The organism is Brevundimonas pishanensis (genome assembly GCF_022750635.1).
Lineage (GTDB): Bacteria > Pseudomonadota > Alphaproteobacteria > Caulobacterales > Caulobacteraceae > Brevundimonas > Brevundimonas pishanensis.
In genome coordinates this window covers 477,735-495,607 of the sequence record NZ_JAJKBG010000002.1, presented here as the reverse complement: position 1 = coordinate 495,607, position 17,873 = coordinate 477,735, and the positions used below count along the sequence as shown (strand labels likewise).

18 protein-coding genes are annotated in these 17,873 nt (G+C 60.4%); 15 read left to right on the top strand and 3 right to left on the bottom strand.

Going from position 1 to position 17,873, the window contains the following annotated elements; translation table 11 throughout:
• Nucleotides 1-113 precede the first annotated feature (113 nt).
• The 15 genes from rpsB to lpxB all read left to right on the top strand — a co-directional run bounded on the left by rpsB (nucleotide 114) and on the right by lpxB (nucleotide 14,804).
• Nucleotides 114-911: a 30S ribosomal protein S2 gene (rpsB, locus tag LOX95_RS06230; protein ID WP_242913592.1), complete on the top strand. Its 798-nt coding sequence runs from the start codon at nucleotides 114-116 to the stop codon at nucleotides 909-911.
• Between the two features lie 101 nt (nucleotides 912-1,012).
• On the top strand, nucleotides 1,013-1,951 hold the full coding sequence (gene tsf / locus LOX95_RS06225; protein WP_242913591.1) for a translation elongation factor Ts: 939 nt from the start codon (nucleotides 1,013-1,015) through the stop codon (nucleotides 1,949-1,951).
• Between the two features lie 139 nt (nucleotides 1,952-2,090).
• Nucleotides 2,091-2,828, top strand: coding sequence for a UMP kinase (gene pyrH / locus LOX95_RS06220; RefSeq protein ID WP_242913590.1), 738 nt, complete (start codon nucleotides 2,091-2,093; stop codon nucleotides 2,826-2,828).
• A gap of 41 nt (nucleotides 2,829-2,869) precedes the next feature.
• Entirely contained in the window at nucleotides 2,870-3,427 is a 558-nt protein-coding gene (frr, locus tag LOX95_RS06215; RefSeq protein ID WP_242913589.1) for a ribosome recycling factor, read from the top strand.
• Nucleotides 3,428-3,465: 38 nt separating this feature from the next.
• Complete coding sequence (uppS, locus tag LOX95_RS06210; protein ID WP_242913588.1) at nucleotides 3,466-4,224, top strand: polyprenyl diphosphate synthase; 759 nt, start codon at nucleotides 3,466-3,468, stop codon at nucleotides 4,222-4,224.
• Nucleotides 4,224-5,042 carry a phosphatidate cytidylyltransferase gene (locus LOX95_RS06205; protein WP_242913587.1) on the top strand — a complete coding sequence of 273 codons (819 nt, stop codon included), beginning with the start codon at nucleotides 4,224-4,226 and terminating at the stop codon, nucleotides 5,040-5,042. Before uppS ends, LOX95_RS06205 begins: the two co-directional genes overlap by 1 nt.
• The gene (gene dxr, locus LOX95_RS06200) at nucleotides 5,039-6,235 is read left to right on the top strand and encodes a 1-deoxy-D-xylulose-5-phosphate reductoisomerase (protein ID WP_242913586.1); all 1,197 of its coding nucleotides are present in this window, start codon (nucleotides 5,039-5,041) and stop codon (nucleotides 6,233-6,235) included. Before LOX95_RS06205 ends, dxr begins: the two co-directional genes overlap by 4 nt.
• A gap of 27 nt (nucleotides 6,236-6,262) precedes the next feature.
• Nucleotides 6,263-7,480 (top strand): M50 family metallopeptidase, encoded by a 1,218-nt coding sequence (locus LOX95_RS06195; protein ID WP_242913585.1) that lies wholly within the window; start codon nucleotides 6,263-6,265, stop codon nucleotides 7,478-7,480.
• A 29-nt stretch (nucleotides 7,481-7,509) separates the two neighbouring features.
• On the top strand, nucleotides 7,510-9,912 hold the full coding sequence (bamA, locus tag LOX95_RS06190) for an outer membrane protein assembly factor BamA (RefSeq protein ID WP_242913584.1): 2,403 nt from the start codon (nucleotides 7,510-7,512) through the stop codon (nucleotides 9,910-9,912).
• Nucleotides 9,913-9,947: 35 nt separating this feature from the next.
• Nucleotides 9,948-10,529 carry an OmpH/Skp family outer membrane protein gene (locus tag LOX95_RS06185; RefSeq protein WP_242913583.1) on the top strand — a complete coding sequence of 194 codons (582 nt, stop codon included), beginning with the start codon at nucleotides 9,948-9,950 and terminating at the stop codon, nucleotides 10,527-10,529.
• Nucleotides 10,530-10,537: 8 nt separating this feature from the next.
• On the top strand, nucleotides 10,538-11,557 hold the full coding sequence (lpxD, locus tag LOX95_RS06180; RefSeq protein ID WP_242913582.1) for a UDP-3-O-(3-hydroxymyristoyl)glucosamine N-acyltransferase: 1,020 nt from the start codon (nucleotides 10,538-10,540) through the stop codon (nucleotides 11,555-11,557).
• Nucleotides 11,554-12,018 (top strand): 3-hydroxyacyl-ACP dehydratase FabZ, encoded by a 465-nt coding sequence (gene fabZ, locus LOX95_RS06175; RefSeq protein ID WP_242913581.1) that lies wholly within the window; start codon nucleotides 11,554-11,556, stop codon nucleotides 12,016-12,018. Before lpxD ends, fabZ begins: the two co-directional genes overlap by 4 nt.
• Complete coding sequence (lpxA, locus tag LOX95_RS06170; protein WP_242913580.1) at nucleotides 12,015-12,806, top strand: acyl-ACP--UDP-N-acetylglucosamine O-acyltransferase; 792 nt, start codon at nucleotides 12,015-12,017, stop codon at nucleotides 12,804-12,806. The genes fabZ and lpxA overlap by 4 nt, the downstream gene beginning before the upstream one ends.
• Nucleotides 12,803-13,645 (top strand): UDP-2,3-diacylglucosamine diphosphatase, encoded by an 843-nt coding sequence (gene lpxI, locus LOX95_RS06165; RefSeq protein WP_242913579.1) that lies wholly within the window; start codon nucleotides 12,803-12,805, stop codon nucleotides 13,643-13,645. The genes lpxA and lpxI overlap by 4 nt, the downstream gene beginning before the upstream one ends.
• Nucleotides 13,638-14,804 carry a lipid-A-disaccharide synthase gene (lpxB, locus tag LOX95_RS06160; RefSeq protein ID WP_242913578.1) on the top strand — a complete coding sequence of 389 codons (1,167 nt, stop codon included), beginning with the start codon at nucleotides 13,638-13,640 and terminating at the stop codon, nucleotides 14,802-14,804. The genes lpxI and lpxB overlap by 8 nt, the downstream gene beginning before the upstream one ends.
• A 1-nt stretch (nucleotide 14,805) precedes the next feature.
• Here the strand turns inward: lpxB and LOX95_RS06155 are convergent, their stop codons facing one another.
• The 3 genes from LOX95_RS06155 to gltX all read right to left on the bottom strand — a co-directional run bounded on the left by LOX95_RS06155 (nucleotide 14,806) and on the right by gltX (nucleotide 17,838).
• Nucleotides 14,806-14,970 carry a hypothetical protein gene (locus LOX95_RS06155; RefSeq protein ID WP_242913577.1) on the bottom strand — a complete coding sequence of 55 codons (165 nt, stop codon included), beginning with the start codon at nucleotides 14,968-14,970 and terminating at the stop codon, nucleotides 14,806-14,808.
• Nucleotides 14,971-15,062: 92 nt separating this feature from the next.
• On the bottom strand, nucleotides 15,063-16,358 hold the full coding sequence (gene gltA, locus LOX95_RS06150; protein ID WP_242913576.1) for a citrate synthase: 1,296 nt from the start codon (nucleotides 16,356-16,358) through the stop codon (nucleotides 15,063-15,065).
• 64 nt (nucleotides 16,359-16,422) lie between these two features.
• On the bottom strand, nucleotides 16,423-17,838 hold the full coding sequence (gltX, locus tag LOX95_RS06145; RefSeq protein ID WP_242913575.1) for a glutamate--tRNA ligase: 1,416 nt from the start codon (nucleotides 17,836-17,838) through the stop codon (nucleotides 16,423-16,425).
• Between the last annotated feature and the right edge of the window lie 35 nt (nucleotides 17,839-17,873).

Here is a 17,873-nt window from a genome sequence, read left to right as displayed (position 1 = left end):
TCGCACGTGGATGAGGCGCGGTTGGGGAGAAATCCTGACCTGCACCGTTCCGAGGGACCGTCGGTCCTTTAATCATTCACGCTACGTTTGATCGGAAAAAGGATAATACGATCATGGCTCTGCCTGAATTCTCGATGCGTACCCTGCTGGAAGCTGGTGCACACTTCGGCCACCAGACCCACCGCTGGAACCCGAAGATGGAGCGCTACATCTTCGGTTCGCGCTCGAACATCCATATCATCGACCTGTCGCAAACCATGCCGCTGATGCACCAGGCTCTGGTTGCTGTTCGCGACGTGGCTGCCAAGGGCGGTCGTGTTCTGTTCGTTGGTACCAAGCGTCAAGCTGCTGATCCGGTTGCTCAAGCTGCCAAGCGCTGCGCCCAGTACTACATGAACAACCGTTGGCTCGGCGGTACGCTGACCAACTGGCGCACCGTTTCGGGTTCGATCCAGCGCCTGCGCGAACTGGAAGGCATCCTCGCTTCGGGCGAAGGCCGTAACAAAAAAGAGCTGCTGACCCTGCAACGCGAGATGGACAAGCTCGAGCTGTCGCTCGGCGGCATCAAGGACATGGGTTCGGTTCCGGACATCATGGTCGTCATCGACACCAACAAAGAGTCGATCGCGATCCAAGAAGCCCGCAAGCTGAACATCCCGATCGTCGCAATCCTGGACACCAACTCGGATCCGGACGGCATCACCTACCCGGTCCCGGGTAACGACGACGCTGCCCGCGCCATCCAAACCTACTGCGACCTGTTCGCTGACGCGGTTCTGGACGGTCTGGCTGCTGGCGCTGCTGCTCAAGGCATCGACCTGGGTGCTCTGGAAGCTCCGGTTGAGCCGGCTCTGGCTGCTGAAGAAGCTCCGGCTGTTGAAGCTGTCGCTGAAGAAGCCGCTCAAGGCTGATTTTTGAAAGTTCGTACCTACATAGGGACGAACTAACGTCAAACCGACATGCGGCCGGGCTATCCAAGTCCGGCCGCGCATTCGATTTTCAGGAGAAGAACATGGCCGAGATCACTGCCGCCCTCGTGAAGGAACTTCGCGAGCGTTCGGGCGTCGGCATGATGGACTGCAAGAAGGCGCTGGTTGAGAACAACGGCGACATCGAAGCAGCTATCGACTGGCTGCGCGCCAAGGGCCTCTCGAAGGCTGCCAAGAAGGCTGACCGCGTTGCCGCTGAAGGCGTTGTTGCTGTTGCAACCCAAGAAAACGGCGCTGGCGAAACCGCCGCTGCTATCGAATTCAACGCTGAAACCGACTTCGTTGCCCGTAATGACCTGTTCCAGACCGCTGCCAAGCAGTTTGCTCAACTGGGTCTGACCAACGAAGGCGTTGAAGCCATCTCGGCTGCTTCGCTGGAAAACGGTCGCACCGTTTCGGACGAAATCACCCAGCTGATCGCAACCATCGGCGAGAACATGACCCTGCGTCGCTCGGCCCGCCTGTCGGTTGCTGAAGGTGCTGTGGCTTCGTACGTTCACAACGCTGTCTCGCCGGGCCTCGGCCGTATCGGCGTGCTGGTTGCCATCGAAGGCGCTGGCGACAAGGCGGCTGTCCGTGAACTGGGCCGCAAGATCGCGATGCACGTTGCTGCAACCGCTCCGCTGGCTCTGGACACCTCGGACCTCGATCCGGCTGCTATCGAGAAAGAACGCACTGTTCTGATCGAAAAGGCCAAGGAAGAAGGCCGTCCGGAAGGCATGATCGAAAAGATCGTCGATGGCCAAATCAACAAGTTCCAGAAGGAAGTCGTGCTGTCGAAGCAGCCGTTCGTGATGGACCCGGACGTGACCGTTGAACAACTGGTCGCAAACACGGGCAAGGAACTGGGCGCTGAGCTGAAGCTGGCTGGCTTCGTGCGTCTGGCTCTGGGTGAAGGCGTCGAGAAGGCTGATACGCCTGACTTCGCCGCTGAAGTTGCCTCGATGACGGGCGGCAACTAAGCTAAAAATTGTTCCCATTCGGGAATAAAAAGCAGTAAGGGCGCGTTCGGCTTTGAAGGTCGGCGCGCCCTTCGTTTATATGGATCCGCCGATTCTTCTTTCGCGCGGATGCGTGACCCAGTTTTACGGATATTGCCGCATGACCGACGCCCCTTCTGAATTCCGATATAAGCGCGTCCTGCTCAAGGTCTCGGGTGAAGTGCTCATGGGCGATCAAGCCTATGGCATCGACACCAAGACCGTGAACACCGTGGCGGCCGCCGTGGCAGCTGTCGCGCGTCAGGGCGTCGAGATCTGCCTCGTCATCGGTGGCGGCAATATCTTCCGCGGCCTGTCCAAGGCAGCAGAGGGCATGGATCGTGCCCAGGCTGACTATATGGGCATGCTGGCGACCATCATGAACGCGCTGGCTATGCAGGGCGCTCTTGAGAAGATCGGCATCGAGACCCGCGTCCAGAGCGCCATTCCGATGGCAGCGATTGCCGAACCGTACATCCGCCGCAAGGCGCTTCGCCACCTCGAAAAAGGTCGCGTGGTTATCTTCGCTGCTGGCGTTGGTGCACCGTTCTTCACCACTGATTCCGGCGCCGCGCTGCGCGCTGCCGAAATGGGCTGCGACGCCTTGCTCAAGGGCACCAGCGTCGATGGCGTCTATACCGCTGACCCGAAGAAGGATCCGAACGCGACGCGTTATGACACGTTGACCTACCAGGAAGTGCTGGCGAAAGACCTACGTGTCATGGACGCCTCCGCCATTGCGCTGATGCGCGACAGCGGCGTGCCGATTGTGGTCTTCTCCATCCGTGAAGAAGGCTCGCTGATGAAAACCCTGACGGGCGAAGGCACCTTCACCGTCATCAAGAACCAACCTGCCTAATCGGCAGGAACAAGAACAAAACAGTCCAAGGACCCACCGTCATGGCAAAACCAGACCTCAAGACCTACCGCGACCGCATGGACAAGTCGGTCAATGCGCTGAAAGACGACTACGCCGGTCTGCGTACGGGCCGCGCCAACTCGGGCCTGCTCGATCCGGTTCAGGTTGAAGCCTACGGCTCGCTGTCGCCGCTTAACGCTGTGGCAGCTGTGTCGGTGCCGGAACCGCGCATGATCTCGGTCAGTGTCTGGGACAAGGGCATGGTTGTATCGGTCGAGAAGGCCATCCGCGCTGCGGGTCTGGGCCTGAACCCGATCGTTGATGGGCAAACCCTGCGTATTCCAATCCCGCCGCTGACCGAAGAGCGCCGCAAGGATCTGGTCAAGCTGGCCGGCAAGTACGCCGAGGACAAAAAGATCGCTGTCCGCAACGTTCGCCGCGACGCCAACGACGAGCTGAAGAAGGCTGAAAAGGCCGGCGAAATCAGCCAAGACGATCAAAAGAAGATGGAAACCGAGGTCCAGAAGGACACCGATGCCGCTATCAAGCGCATCGATGAGACCTACAAGGCCAAAGAAATCGAGATCATGCAGGTCTAAGGCCGCCGTAAGCCTTAGTAAGCAAGGACCAGAGCTTGATGTCGGCCTCAACCGTCACGCCTAAGCCACTTCATGTGGCGATTATCATGGACGGCAACGGACGGTGGGCCGAGCGCAGAGGTGTACCTCGTGCGCTAGGCCACCGTGAGGGCGTGCAGGCTCTGCGTCGTACGATCAAGGCGGCTCCGGAGTTGGGCGTGAAATGCCTGACGGTTTTCGGCTTCTCGACCGAAAACTGGAGCCGACCTGCCGACGAGGTATCGGACCTTATGGGTCTGATCCGCGCTTTTATCGGTGGCGACCTCAAGAAGCTGGACAAGGCCGGTGTGCGCGTGCGTGTGCTGGGCCGTAGGGCGGGCGTTCCCGCCGACATTCTCAAATTAATCGATCACGCTGAGGCAACGACCGCAGGGAATGACAAATTCCTGTTGCAGGTCGCCTTCAACTACGGCGGCCGCTCCGATCTGGTGGATGCCGCGCAGGCTCTGGTTGACCGTGCCGCACGCGAAGGAACGTTCGAGGTCGATGAAGACACCTTCGGCGACCAACTATCGACAGCCGGTTCGCCGCCCGTTGATCTGATTATCCGCACTTCTGGCGAGCAGCGGTTGTCGAACTTCCTGTTATGGGATTGCGCCTACGCGGAACTGGTGTTCCAACCGGTGCTGTGGCCCGATTACGGACCCGAGGCCTTACAAGCCGCAATCGAAGAGTTTTCCCGTCGCGAACGCAGGTTCGGCGGGCGTGAGGTTTTAGAGGCTCCCGTGTCGCCTTCCGCAGAAAGAGTGGTCATCTGATGGCCCTCAAACCTAAAGATATTGCTATTCGCGCCGCATCGGCGGGCGTGCTCGCTCCGGCGGCTGTACTGGCCATCTGGGGCGGCGGAATCTGGTTCTCCATGCTGGTGTTCGTGGCGGGCTGCATGCTTGCCCTCGAATGGGCCCGTATGAGCGAACCGCGCGACTGGCAGTCCGTAGGCCTTACCGTCGCTGGCGGCGTTTTGGCCCCGCTGATTGCCGCGCACTTTGGCTTGATGTCCCTGTCATTTGTGCTGCTGGTGTTTGGTGCTGCCGTCGCCGGACTGGTTTCGCACCGACGAGGCGGCGAGGGGCTGGATGCTGCCTACGGCGTGCTCTACCTCGGTTGGCCGTGCATTCTCCTGATCTGGATGCGTGATTTGAACTCGGCGCAGGGTCTGTACTGGACCGTGCTGGTGTTCGCTGTGGCGTGGGCCGCAGACATTCTGGCCTATCTGGTCGGCAGCGCGCTGGGCGGCCCCAAACTGTGGCCGCGGTTCTCTCCGAACAAGACGTGGTCCGGCTTTATCGGCGGTCTGTTAGCCGGCTCGATTGCCGGTGCGGTTATGGCCGCATGGTTGGACATGGGCGCGCTGACAGCCCTGTGGGGCGGTGTGCTCGGTCTTGCTGCGGCATTGGCGACCATGGGCGGGGACCTTTGGGAGTCGGCCCTGAAGCGCCGGTTCGGCGTCAAGGATGCCGGTAACTTGATCCCTGGCCATGGCGGCCTGCTGGATCGCGTTGACGGTTTGATGTTTGCCGTGGTCGTTGTCGCTATCGGCCGCCTGATTGTCCTTTGGATCGGGGGCAACGGGTGATTAGCCGCACCATCAGTGTGCTGGGGTCAACCGGTTCGGTCGGCACCTCGACACTCGACCTGATGGCCGCTGCCGAACAAAACGGCTCGGGCCAGTTTCAGGTAGAAGTCCTGACCGGTGGCTCCAACGTCGGCCTGTTGGCTGAACAATGCCGCCGCTGGAAACCCAAGCTTGCGGTGATCGCCAATGAGGCCAAGCGCGCCGAACTAGTTGACGCTTTATCCGGCACGGGGATCGAGGTCGGGGCAGGGGATGCCGCAATTGTAGAGGCCGCCTCGCGTCCAGTGGACTGGGTTATGGCCTCTATCGTGGGCGCTGCCGGCCTTCGTTCGGCATGGGCGGCGGCGGGTACAGGCAACACCTTGGCGCTCGCCAACAAAGAAAGCCTCGTCTGCTGTGGCCCGGCGCTGCTGGAGCGCGTCCGCACGGCGGGTGGACGGATCATTCCGGTAGATTCCGAGCACTCTGCAATCTTCCAGGTCTTCCCGCTGGACGCTCCCGAACGCGTGTCGAAGCTGGTCCTGACCGCTTCGGGCGGTCCGTTCCGCCAAACGCCCATCGAAAACATGCGCGCTATCACGCCTGAACAGGCTGTGGCCCATCCGAACTGGTCCATGGGGGCCAAGATTTCGGTCGATAGCGCATCTATGGCCAATAAGGGTCTGGAGCTGATCGAGGCGGCCTATCTGTTTGATATGCCCCAGTCCAAGATCGACGTGGTGGTACATCCTGAGTCGATTATCCACAGCCTTGTGGAATACGTCGATGGCTCGACGCTGGCCCAGATGGGGCCGCCGGACATGAAGACGCCGATCGCCAACGCCTTGTCGTGGCCGGATCGAATGCCGTGGCCGGCACCAAAGCTGGATCTCGCCGCGCTGGGCCAGTTGACCTTCGAGCGGCCCGATGTGGCGCGCTTCCCGGCGCTTGCGCTGGCACGCGATGCACTCGAGGCAGGCGGTATTTCGCCTATCGTGTTCAATGCCGCCAATGAAGTGGCCGCATTCGCTTTTCTTGACCGACGGTTGGCATTTCTAAATATTGCCGCAGTCATAGCCGAAACCCTTGAAAAGGCGACGAGAGACGGCCTTGCGATGGGAACGGGAAGCGCTGCTGAAGCGGCGCTGGCCGTAGATCGTGAAGCTAGACTTATCGCACGGGGTGTTGTCTCGGCACTGGATATGGCGGCGTAAACGTCGCGGTTTTAGACTGGAGATCGGATGATCGGCTTCTTGGGCCAACTGCTGACCTATGTGGTCCCGTTTCTGCTGGTCCTGACCGTGGTGGTCACGATCCATGAACTCGGCCATTTCCTTACGGCCCGCGCTTTCCGCGTAAAGATCGATCGTTTCGCTATCGGCTTTGGCCGCGCCATCTTCCAACGCACCGACAAGCACGGCGTGGAATGGCGCGTCGGCTGGTTGCCTCTGGGCGGCTATGTGAAATTTGCCGGTGATCTGGATGAAACCGGCGTGCCCGACCGCGCTGGCCTCGAAGAACTGCGCAAGCGGATCGTCGCCACCGAAGGGCAGGGTGCCGAGCGCGCCTATATGTATTTCAAGCCAATCTGGCAGCGCGCCCTCATCGTAGCGGGCGGCCCGTTCGCTAACTTTGCGCTGGCCATGGCCATCTTTACCCTGATCTTCTCTGTCGTGGGCGAGCCGCAAAGCCCGGCGCGGGTCATGGACGTATCGGCGGGTTCGCCAGCAGCCCAAGCCGGCTTCGAGAAAAATGACGTCATTACCCACGTCAACGGCCGCGCCATCGAAGATAGCTCCGAAGTCATCCGGGCTGTCGTGCTTTCCAGCAATACGCCTGTGAATTTCACGGTCGAACGCGGCCAGGCGATCGTTTCTATCGTCGCGACCCCCGTTCGCACCATGGTGGATGATCCTGTCGGTGGCCGCGTCTCCATGGGACGTATCGGTCTCGCGCTGGGTTCTCTTCCTAACGAAGTGCGTCGCGTCCGCTATTCGCCAGTCGCGGCCGTGGGCAAGGGCGTCGAAGAGATCGGCGACATTCTGGGCACAACCTTCAAGTATATCGGCCGCATTTTCACTGGCCGCGAAAATGGCGATCAGTTCAGTGGACCGCTCGGCATTGCCCGTGCTTCCGGAGCGATCACAAACGCTGCAGTAGCAGTAAATCCCGATCCCGCTGTGGCTACGTTAAACCTGTTGCTGACGCTAACGCACTTTGCCGCCATACTTTCGGTCGGAATCGGATTTTTAAATCTTTTGCCGATTCCGGTTTTGGATGGGGGGCACCTTATGTTCTACGCTTATGAAGCTATTGCTAAACGCCCCTTGGACGCCCGTATTCAGGCTGCCGGTTACAGAGTTGGACTTGCCATGTTGGCCTGTTTGATGTTGTTCGCCACTTGGAACGACCTGCAGAAGCTGAATCTTTTTAAATTCCTTGGCGGGCTCGTCGCGTGAGTCGAGACCTGCCCCTAAGGACATCCCGAATGATCGACCTGATGAACCGAACTTCCTTCCGCGCGCGAATTCTGGGTCCGAGTGGTATCGCCCTCGTGATGGCCGCTGGTCTGGCCACGCCATCGTTGGCCCAGCAAGCTGCTCCGGTTGCCCAAGAGACGCCGAACATTGTGGTGCCCGAGTCTGATCGCGCCCAGGTGAACCGCATCGTGGTTCGCGGGAATCAGCGCATCGATCAAACGACGGTCCTGTCCTACCTGCCGATCCAGCCGGGCGACATCGTCGATCCGGTGACGTTCGACGTTGCTGTTCGTACTCTGTACCGCACCAACCTGTTCGCCAACGTCCAGTTGGGCCTGCAGCCGAATGGCGATCTGGTGATCGAAGTGGTCGAGAACCCGATCATCAACCAGGTGACGTTCGAGGGTAACAAGGCTCTCACCGAGAAGAAGCTGCGCGACGAAGTCAGCATCAACCCCCGTGGCATCTACACCCGTGCGCGCGTTCAGGAAGACGTTGGCAAGATCGTGGAACTGTACCGTATGTCGGGCCGTATCTCGGCCACGGTGACGCCGCGTCTGGTTCAACTGGACCAGAACCGCGTAGACGTCGTGTTCGAGATCGATGAAGGCCCCGAGAGCGGTATCTCGGGCATCACCTTCCTCGGTAACAAAGCTTTCACCGACGCCGAATTGCGCGAAGTTATGGTCACCCAGACCTCGCGTTGGTGGCGCCTGTTCTCGTCGAACGACAACTACGACCCGAACCGTCTCGACTACGACCGCGAGCAACTGCGTAAGTTCTATACGAACCGCGGCTACTACGACTTCACCATTCGTTCGTCGGTTGCAGAACTGAAGCCGGACAACAGCGCGTTCGCTGTGACCCTGACCGTGGACGAGGGCGATAAATACACCTTCGGCGACGTCAAGGTTGTCACCGAAAGCGACCGCTTGAATGCAGAGTTCCTGACCAGCCTGCTGCCGATCCGCTCGGGTGACCTGTACCAGAGCGACCGCATTGAAACGGCAGTCGACACCCTGACGTTCGCCGCCGGCTCGGCAGGTTACGCCTTCGTTGATATCAACCCGACCTATCGCGCCAATCCGGAAACCGACAAGGTTGACGTGACCTTCAATGTCCGCGAAGGCCAGCGCGTCTATGTCCAGCGCATCAACGTCGTGGGCAACACCCGCACGCTGGACAGCGTGATCCGTCGCGAAATGCTGCTGGGCGAGGGCGATGCCTTCAACCGCAACCTGATCGAGCGCTCGCGTAACAATCTGCGCGCACTGGGCTTCTTCAAGGATGTGAAAATCGAGGAGACCCGTGGCTCGGCACCGGACCGCTCCATCGTCAACGTGACGGTTGAAGAGCAGCCGACCGGCGAACTGTCAGTGGGTGCCGGCTTCAGCTCGTTCGACAGCTTCACTCTGAACCTCGGCATTACCGAGCGTAACTTCCGCGGTCGTGGCCAGAACATCGTGGCCCGCGCAGAGTGGGGCTCGATCCGTCAACAGATCGACTTCCGATTCACTGAGCCGAAGTTCATGGGCCGCGATATCGCTGCTGGTTTCGACCTGTTCCACACCCGCCTCGATCTGAGCGAGTACTCGTCCTACGACTACCGCTCGACCGGCGCAGGTGTGCGTCTGACCTATCCGCTCAACAACTACACCCGTCTCAGCCTGCGCTACTTCATCAAGGATGATGAGGTCATGGTGCCGAACAGCTACTGCTCGCAAGCAGGTTACGGCTCGTCGGCCCTGTGTGATCAGATCGGTGCCTATATCAACTCGTCGGCAGGCTACACCCTGTTCGTGGACCGTCGTAACGACCCCATCCGCGCGACCCGCGGCTGGACCGCTGCACTACGTCAGGATCTGGCCGGTATCGGCGGCGATGTGAACTACATCAAGACCGAGATCGATGGTGCCTACTACTACGGCATCACGCCGAATTGGGTCGTCAGCGTCCAGGGCTCTGTCGGCTACGTCGCGGGCTGGGCCGGTGACTCGATCCGCATTAACGACCGCTTCTTCAAGGGCGGCCAGTCGTTCCGAGGTTTTGAAACCGCCGGTATGGGCCCGCGCGATCTGACCACGACCGACGCCCTCGGCGGCAACTTCTACGCCATCGGCACCGTCGAACTGACGGTCCCGAACGGTCTGCCTGAGCAGTATGGCATCAAGACCAGCCTGTTCGCGGACGTGGGTACGCTTGGCCAGTTGGACGACCGTTACCTCGTCAACTCGCAGGGTCTGCCCAACCCGCAAATCGTTGATGACATGGCATTGCGCGCCGCTGCGGGCCTCAGCATCCACTGGCGTTCGCCGATGGGTCCGATCCGCTTCGATCTGTCGAAGGTCCTCGCCAAGGAAGACTACGACAAGACCGAAACCTTCCGCTTCTCGACCTCTACCCAGTTCTAAACCGCGGCTTTCAGCCCGCACTAAGGCTTAACACTATGAAGATGCTTTCTATCGGTGCATTCGCTCTGGCCACGCTGACCGCTTCGGCTGCTGCAGCTCAACAGGCTCCGGCAAACCCGGGTCCGGTCCTGCCGGGCGTCTGCTCGTTCTCGGGCGAGCGCGTTCTTGGCGCTTCGGCCGCTGGCCAAGCCCTGCAAGCCCGCATGGTCCAACTTTACCAAGAAGTTCAAGGCGAACTGCAGCCGTACGCCACCTCGATCGAGAGCGAAGCCCAGCAGCTGCAACAAAGCGCCGCCAGCCTGTCGGAAGCTGATCGCAACAGCCGCCTGCAAGCGCTGCAAACCCGTGACCGCGAACTGCAACAACTGCAGCAAACCCGCGCTAACGAGCTGCGCTACACCCAGTCGGTTCAAGCTCAAGCCATCGATACCGCTGCACGTCCGATCGTGATCGCTGTGTACCAAGAGCGTGGTTGCGGCGTCCTGCTGTCGGCTGAAGCCGTCGCCTACATCAACCCTGCTATGGACATCACGGACACCGTAATCCAGCGCCTGAACGCTCAGCTGCCTTCGCTGTCGTTCAACCGCATGCCGGTTCCGGTTCAAGCTCAGAACTAATAGGGGCCATGCCCGACACGACCTTCTTCACGACCTTGCCCCCCCGCACGGTCTCCGCCATCGCCGCTGATCTCGGCGCGGAGGTGATCCGGGGTGGAGAGGTCATCGTATCGGCGGTTGCGCCCCTGTCCGGAAAGGACGGGGGCGCTATCGCTTTTATGGGTGATCGCAAATTTCTATCGGCGCTACGGGAAACCCGCGCCGCTTGCGTCATCGTACATCCATCCATGGTGGACCACGTCCCCGAGGGCGTGGCGATCATCGCCTCGCGTCAAGCGCAGGCCGACTGGGCGCGCACGTCGATGATGCTGCACGCCCCGCGTCGCCTTACGCGCTCGATCCCGCTGTCCGAAGCGGCGGAAGACGACACCGTCGTCACCGAGCCGGGTGTGGTGATCGGCGAGGGAGCCCGCATCGGTCGGGGCTCCTACATCGGTGCAAACACGGTCATCGGCCCGGGCGTACAGATCGGCCGCGACTGCGTGATCGGCTCTAACGCCAGTCTAAACTTCTGCCTGTTGGGGGACAGGGTGAAGGTTTATTCGGGCGTCCGTATCGGGGAATCCGGCTTTGGTGCCGCTGTTTCTCGCGACGGCCCGATCGACATTCCGCAACTTGGTCGCGTGATCCTTCAGGACAATGTGACCATTGGGGCGAACTCTTGTGTGGACCGTGGAGCCTATGACGACACCGTCATTGGCGAAAACACCAAGATCGATAATCTGGTCATGATCGGCCACAACTGCGTCATTGGCCGTGACAACCTGATGGCGGCAAACACCGGCATTTCGGGTTCGGTTACGACCGGCGACAATGTCATCTTCGGCGGCAAGGCCGGCATCGGTGACCACATCAACATCGGCGAAGGCGCACGAGTTGCGGCCGGTGCCGGTGTGCTAGCCGACATTCCGCCCGGTGAAACATGGTCCGGCTATCCGGCTAAACCCCTTCGCCAGTTCCTGCGCGAAACGGTCTGGCTCTCTAAACAAGTGGCCCACCGTAAGGGCTCGAAGGAATCTCAAGCATGAGCGAACAGATCAACATCGACTATGCCGAGGTGATGCGTCGCCTGCCGCACCGTTACCCGTTCCTGCTCGTCGACAAGGCTGAGAACTTCGTTCCGGCCACGTCGATCACCGGCATCAAGAACGTCACGCACAACGAGCCGTTCTTCCCCGGTCACTTCCCGATTGATCCGGTCATGCCGGGCGTTCTGATCGTCGAAGCCATGGCCCAGACGGGCGCTCTGCTGATGTCCAAGACGCTGGACGTGGCTGTGGCTGACAAGGTCATCATGTTCATGTCGATTGATGGCGTGCGCTTCCGCAAGCCGGCCCGTCCGGGCGATCAACTGCGCATGGAAGTGAAGGTCATCAAGGCTCGCGGCGACGCCTACAAGTTCCGTGGCGAGACCTTCATCGATGGCAAACTCGCCGCCGAAGCCGAGTTCATGGCCATGGTCGTGACGGTTCAGGAGCCTGCGGCGTGAGCAATGTCCACCCGACAGCCGTCGTCGATTCCAGCGCCGTCATTGCGGACGGCGCTATCGTCGGACCGTGGAGTGTCGTCGGACCGAACGTAAGTCTGGCTGACGGCGTCGTGCTGAAATCGCACGTCGTGGTCCAACAGGACACCACGATCGGTGCCAACACTGTCGTGCACCCGTTTGCGCTGGTCGGCGGCGACCCACAACACCTCGGCTACAAGGGTGAACAGGTTCTCCTCCAGATCGGCGAGAACAACATCATCCGCGAGCACTCGACGCTGAACCGCGGCACGCCGCAGGGCACGGGTGTGACCATCCTTGGCAACAACTGCCTGTTGATGACGGGTGCACACATCGGCCACGACTGCGTCGTCGAAGACAATGTCACCATGGCCAACAATGCGACGCTGGGCGGCCACGCCCACATCGGCGCGCGCACCTTCCTGGGTGGCCTCTGTGCGGTGCACCAAAACGCTCGTGTGGGGCAGGGCGCGATCATCGGCGGTCTGGCCGCTGTAACCCGCGACGTCATCCCGTACGGCTCGGCATGGGGCAACCATGCGCGTCTGCGTGGCCTGAATATCATCGGCCTGAAGCGCAAGGGTTACGGCAAGGATCAACTGCGCCGTCTGCTGGCCTTCTATCGCGATCTTTTCGAAGGCGAAGGTGCCTTTGCCGAACGTCTGGTCAGCGTGGGCGACAGCTATTCGGATATTCCGGAAATCGTCGAAATCCTCGACTTCATTCGCGATGGTGCTAAACGCCCGCTCTGCCTACCGAACGCTGAATGAAAAAGCTTGGACTGATCGCTGGCGGCGGCGACCTGCCTGCCTCCGTGGCGGCACGCTGCGAAGAAGAAGGCCGCGCGGTCTATGTGATCCGTCTTGATGGTTTCGCCGACGACAGCGTATCGCGCTGGCCCGGCGAGACCATCGGCATGGCCCAGATCGGCACCATCCTGAAGGCTCTTCGCCGCGAAAACTGCGAGGCAGTTTGTTTGGCGGGATACGTAAATCGTCCCGATTTCAAAACGTTGAAGCCGGATTTTAAGGGCGCGACTCTGCTTCCGGGCATTGTCGCTGCGGCCACCAAGGGTGACGACGCCCTGCTACGTAAAATCCTCGGGGTGTTCGAAGGCGAAGGTTTCGCCGTCGAAGGCGCCGATGACATTCTGGGCAGCCATATGCTCTCCGCCGGCGCGCTGGGATCGGTAAACCCTACTCCGGAGCAGATGTCGGACCTGAGAAAAGCTATCCATGTCGCTGAAAAATCAGGTGAACTTGATATCGGTCAGGGCGCCGTTGTAGCTGACGGCCTCGTGTTGGCTGTCGAAGCTCAAGAGGGCACTGACCTGATGCTGACCCGCGTCGCAGCTCTGCCGCAAGATTTGCGCGGGACACCAGCGACCCGCAAGGGCGCGCTGGCCAAGGCACCCAAGCCCATCCAGGACATCCGTGTCGATATGCCTGTCATCGGTCCTCGCACGGTTGAGCTGGCTGCCCAGGCCGGCCTTGCCGGCATCGGCGGATATGAGGGCCGGCTGATCATCATGGACATCGATGCGACGCGCCAGACTGCGGATCGCCTAGGAATGTTCGTATGGGGCATTGCCGGAGGCGAGCGTGTCTGAGCCAACCAAAATCATGCTGATCGCCGCCGAGGCTTCCGGCGATGCGCTGGGCGCAGGCCTGGCCAAGTCGCTGAAGGAGCGCGTGGGAACCGATCTGACGCTGGTTGGCGTCGGAGGGCCCCGTATGGCGGCCGAGGGGATTAAAAGCCCTTTCGACATTGCGGAGCTCTCGATCCTTGGATGGATCGACGGCATCAAAGCCTACGGGCGCGTGAAGAAGCGTATCGACGAAACGGTCGCATTTGTCCTGCGTGAACGACCGCAGGCAATCGTTCTGATCGATTCGTGGGGCTTCACCATCCGCGTGGCCAAGGCCGTTCGTAAGGTGGCTCCGGAAATCACCCTGATCAAATACGTCGGACCTCAGGTTTGGGCGTCGCGACCGAAGCGCGCCAAGGTGCTGACCAGTGCGGTCGATCACCTGCTCGCGCTTTACACCATCGACGCGCCGTGGTTCGAGAGCGAAGGCTTGCCGACCACTGTGGTTGGATCGTCCGCATTGCACATCGACATGAGCGGGGCTGACGGCGATGCTTTCCGCGCAAAGCGGGGCATTGCGGCTGATGCACCTTTATTGCTCGTCCTGCCAGGGAGCCGCCCTAGCGAGATCGAACGCATGACGTCCGTCTATGAAGAGACGGTCAAGCGCGTCAAATCCCAGATACCGGGCTTGCAGGTTGCCGTGATTGCGGCGGGCACTGTAGCTGACGATGTAGCAGGCCGCGTGGCGGCTTGGCCCTTCCGCGCACATCTGGTTCAAGAAGACGAGAAGTACGCGGCCATGAAGGCGGCCAATCTCGCCTTGGCTACCAGCGGCACGGTCTCAAGCGAGATCGGCATGGCTGGCACCCCAATGGTGATCGCCTACCGCATCGACAACCTGTCCTATGCGCTGATGAAGCGTCTGGTGACGGCCAAATATATCACCATGCTGAACATCGCCGCTGATCGTGAAGTCGCGCCAGAGTTCATCCAGCATGATGCGACGCCCGAAAACCTGACCAAGGCTGTGGTGGAGAGGTTGGCCAACCCAGATTTGGCAGGGGCGCAGGCCAAGGCCCAACTCGAGGCGCTCGAGGCGCTGGGCGGGGGTGGACCGCATCCTTCGGACATCGCCGCGGATGCAGTCCTAAAGGTTCTAGCCGACCGTAAGGTCTGACTTACTTCGTCATCCACGGGCGAGATTTACCCGCACCAATACGTTTGTTCTGTTCGCGTTGGAAAGCGCCGCCACGCGGTGCTTGCTCGCGCGCCGCGATGGCTTCCTGCTTTTGGCGCAGGGCGCGTTGGATCGGCGTCTCGTTCTGGGTGTTTTCGTTTGTCATGTCGCCCTTTAACACAGTTGGACCATGACCGCAGACAAAGAAAAACGCCGGGGCAAAACCCCGGCGTTTTCCATTTGATCTGTTCGGATCGATTAGCCGCGCTTGTCGATCGGAACGTAATCGCGCTGCGTCGGGCCGGTGTACAGCTGACGCGGACGACCGATTTTCTGGGTCGGATCGGCCATCATTTCCTGCCACTGCGAGATCCAGCCGACGGTGCGGGCCAGAGCGAACAGGACGGTGAACATGGTGGTTGGGAAGCCCATCGCCGACAGGGTGATACCCGAGTAGAAGTCTACGTTCGGGAACAGCTTGCGCGAGGTGAAGTACTCGTCCGACAGGGCGACCTTTTCCAGTTCCTTGGCAACGAGGAACAGCGGGTCGTTTGCACGGCCGGTCGCTTCCAGCACTTCGTATGCCGACTGCTGCATGACCTTCGCGCGCGGGTCGTAGTTCTTGTACACGCGGTGGCCGAAGCCCATCAGCTTATACTTACGATCCTTAACGCCTTGGATGAACTCAGGAATACGGTCCGGGGTACCGATTTCCTTCAGCATGTTCAGGGCTTCTTCGTTCGCGCCACCGTGCGACGGGCCCCACAGGCAGGCGATGCCCGCTGCGATACAAGCGAACGGGTTTGCGCCCGACGAACCGGCCAGACGGACGGTCGAGGTCGAGGCGTTTTGCTCGTGGTCGGCGTGCAGGGTGAAGATGCGGTCCATGGCGCGGACCAGACGCGGGTCGACCTGATAGTCTTCAGCCGGAACGGCGAAGCACATACGCAGGAAGTTTTCGGCGTACGACAGGTCGTTGCGCGGCGAGATGAACGGCTGGCCGACGTGGTACTTATAAGCACGGGCAGCGATGGTCGGCATCTTGGCGATCAGACGGATGGCCGAGATGTCGCGCTGAACTGGATCATGGATGTCCAGGCTGTCGTGGTAGAATGCCGACAGAGCGCCGACGGTACCAACCATGATCGCCATCGGGTGGGCGTCGCGACGGAAGCCCTCAAAGAAGCGGTCAAACTGCGCGTGCAGCATGGTGTGGCGGGTGACGGTTTCCTTGAACGCTTCGTATTCGGCAGCGTTCGGTAGCTCACCCTTGAGCAGCAGGTGGCAAACTTCCAGGAAGTTCGATTCCGAGGCCAGTTGGTCAATCGGATAGCCGCGGTGCAGCAGCACGCCAGCGTCGCCGTCGATATAGGTCAGAGCCGACTCGCACGAAGCGGTCGAGGTGAAGCCCGGGTCGAAGGTGAAAGCACCGGTGCCCGCATACAGCTTGCGAATGTCGATGACGTCCGGACCGGTCGAACCGGCCAGAACGGGGAGGTCGATGCTCTTGTCGCCGAGGGTAAGAGTGGCGGCAGGTTTAGCTTGTTCAGTCATCTGGGCCCCTTGTTATACTTGGACCGGGCGCGGGGAGGCGGACGGCCTTGTGTTGGTTGGTGTGTTACTTAGTCTGTTGCAGCGCATCATCCAAGCGCTGGAGACTTTCGTCGCGGCCGATAGCGACCAGAATTTTTGCAATATCTGGAGCTGGAACGCCGCCCGTCAAAGCGGCGCGCGCAAAAGGCCCGATTTTACCGAAGCCTACGCCTTCTTTTTCAGCAAAAAGTTTAAGCGAAGCTTCAAGGTTTTCTACTGACCAACCCTGAATTTCGGTCAGGAATTCACGAAGTCGTGAAAGGCGGTCGAGGTTTTCGCCTTGCAGCAAACCACGGCTTTTCTCGTTTAGCGCGATTGGGTTCACCAGAAGGGCGAATTGAGCCTGATCAGCTAGTTCCGGAACCATCTTGGCCCGGTCCTTGATCAAGGGAATGACGCGCAGCAGTTTTTCGCGTGCCGCTGCATCAAGGGTCTGGCCCCGCGAGGCCAGCACGCCAGTGGTCAGGTCAGCCAATCGCTGATCGTCGGCCTGGCGAATCCAGTGGGCGTTGACGTGCGCCAGCTTGTCGAAGTCCAGACGCGCCGGAGCCTTGTTGATGCCGCCGAAGTCGAACCAGGTCTTGGCCTGTTCGTCGTCAAACAATTCATCATCGCCATGAGCCCAGCCGAGGCGCGCCAGGTAGTTACGCATAGCTTCGGGCAGGTAGCCCATCTCGGCATATTCGTGGACAGCCTGTGCGCCGTGACGCTTGGACAGCTTGGCACCGTCAGGACCGTGAATCAGCGGGATGTGGGCAAACGTTGGGCGCGTCCAGCCCAGAGCATCATAAATCAAGCCCTGACGCGCAGCGTTGTTCAGGTGGTCATCACCGCGAATAACGTGCGTCACGCCCATATCGTGGTCATCGACAACCACGGCAAGGTTGTAGGTCGGAGCACCATCCGAGCGCAGAATAACCAGATCATCCAGGGCCGAAGATTCCCAGCGAACCGTTCCCTGAACAGCATCATCGACAATGACTGACTGTCCCAGCGGGCGACGGAAGCGAACCGTGAAGGGGTTACCCGCTTCGGCGTCGGTCGGCTCACGGTCGCGCCACGGCGATACGAAGTCCTTGCCCTCGGCCTTGGCCTGATCGCGCAGAGCCCCGGTTTCTTCAGCGGAAAGGTAGTCGCGATAGGCGTGACCGGTGTCGAGCAGTTGCTGGACTACCTCGCGGTGACGGTCAGCGCGCGAGAACTGATAGACCGGTTCTTCATCGGCGTGGAGGTTCAGCCAGTCCAGACCATCGAAAATGGCCTTTACCGCTTCGTCGGTCGAGCGCTCGCGGTCGGTGTCTTCAATACGGATCAGGAATTTGCCGCCGTGGCCCTTGGCGTACAACCAATTGAATAACGCGGTTCTCGCGCCGCCGATATGCAGGTAGCCTGTCGGCGAGGGGGCAAAGCGGGTGACAACAGTCGAAGATAGGGAGGTCATAGGCAATGAGTCCAATTCGGCCGCCCTTATACGCT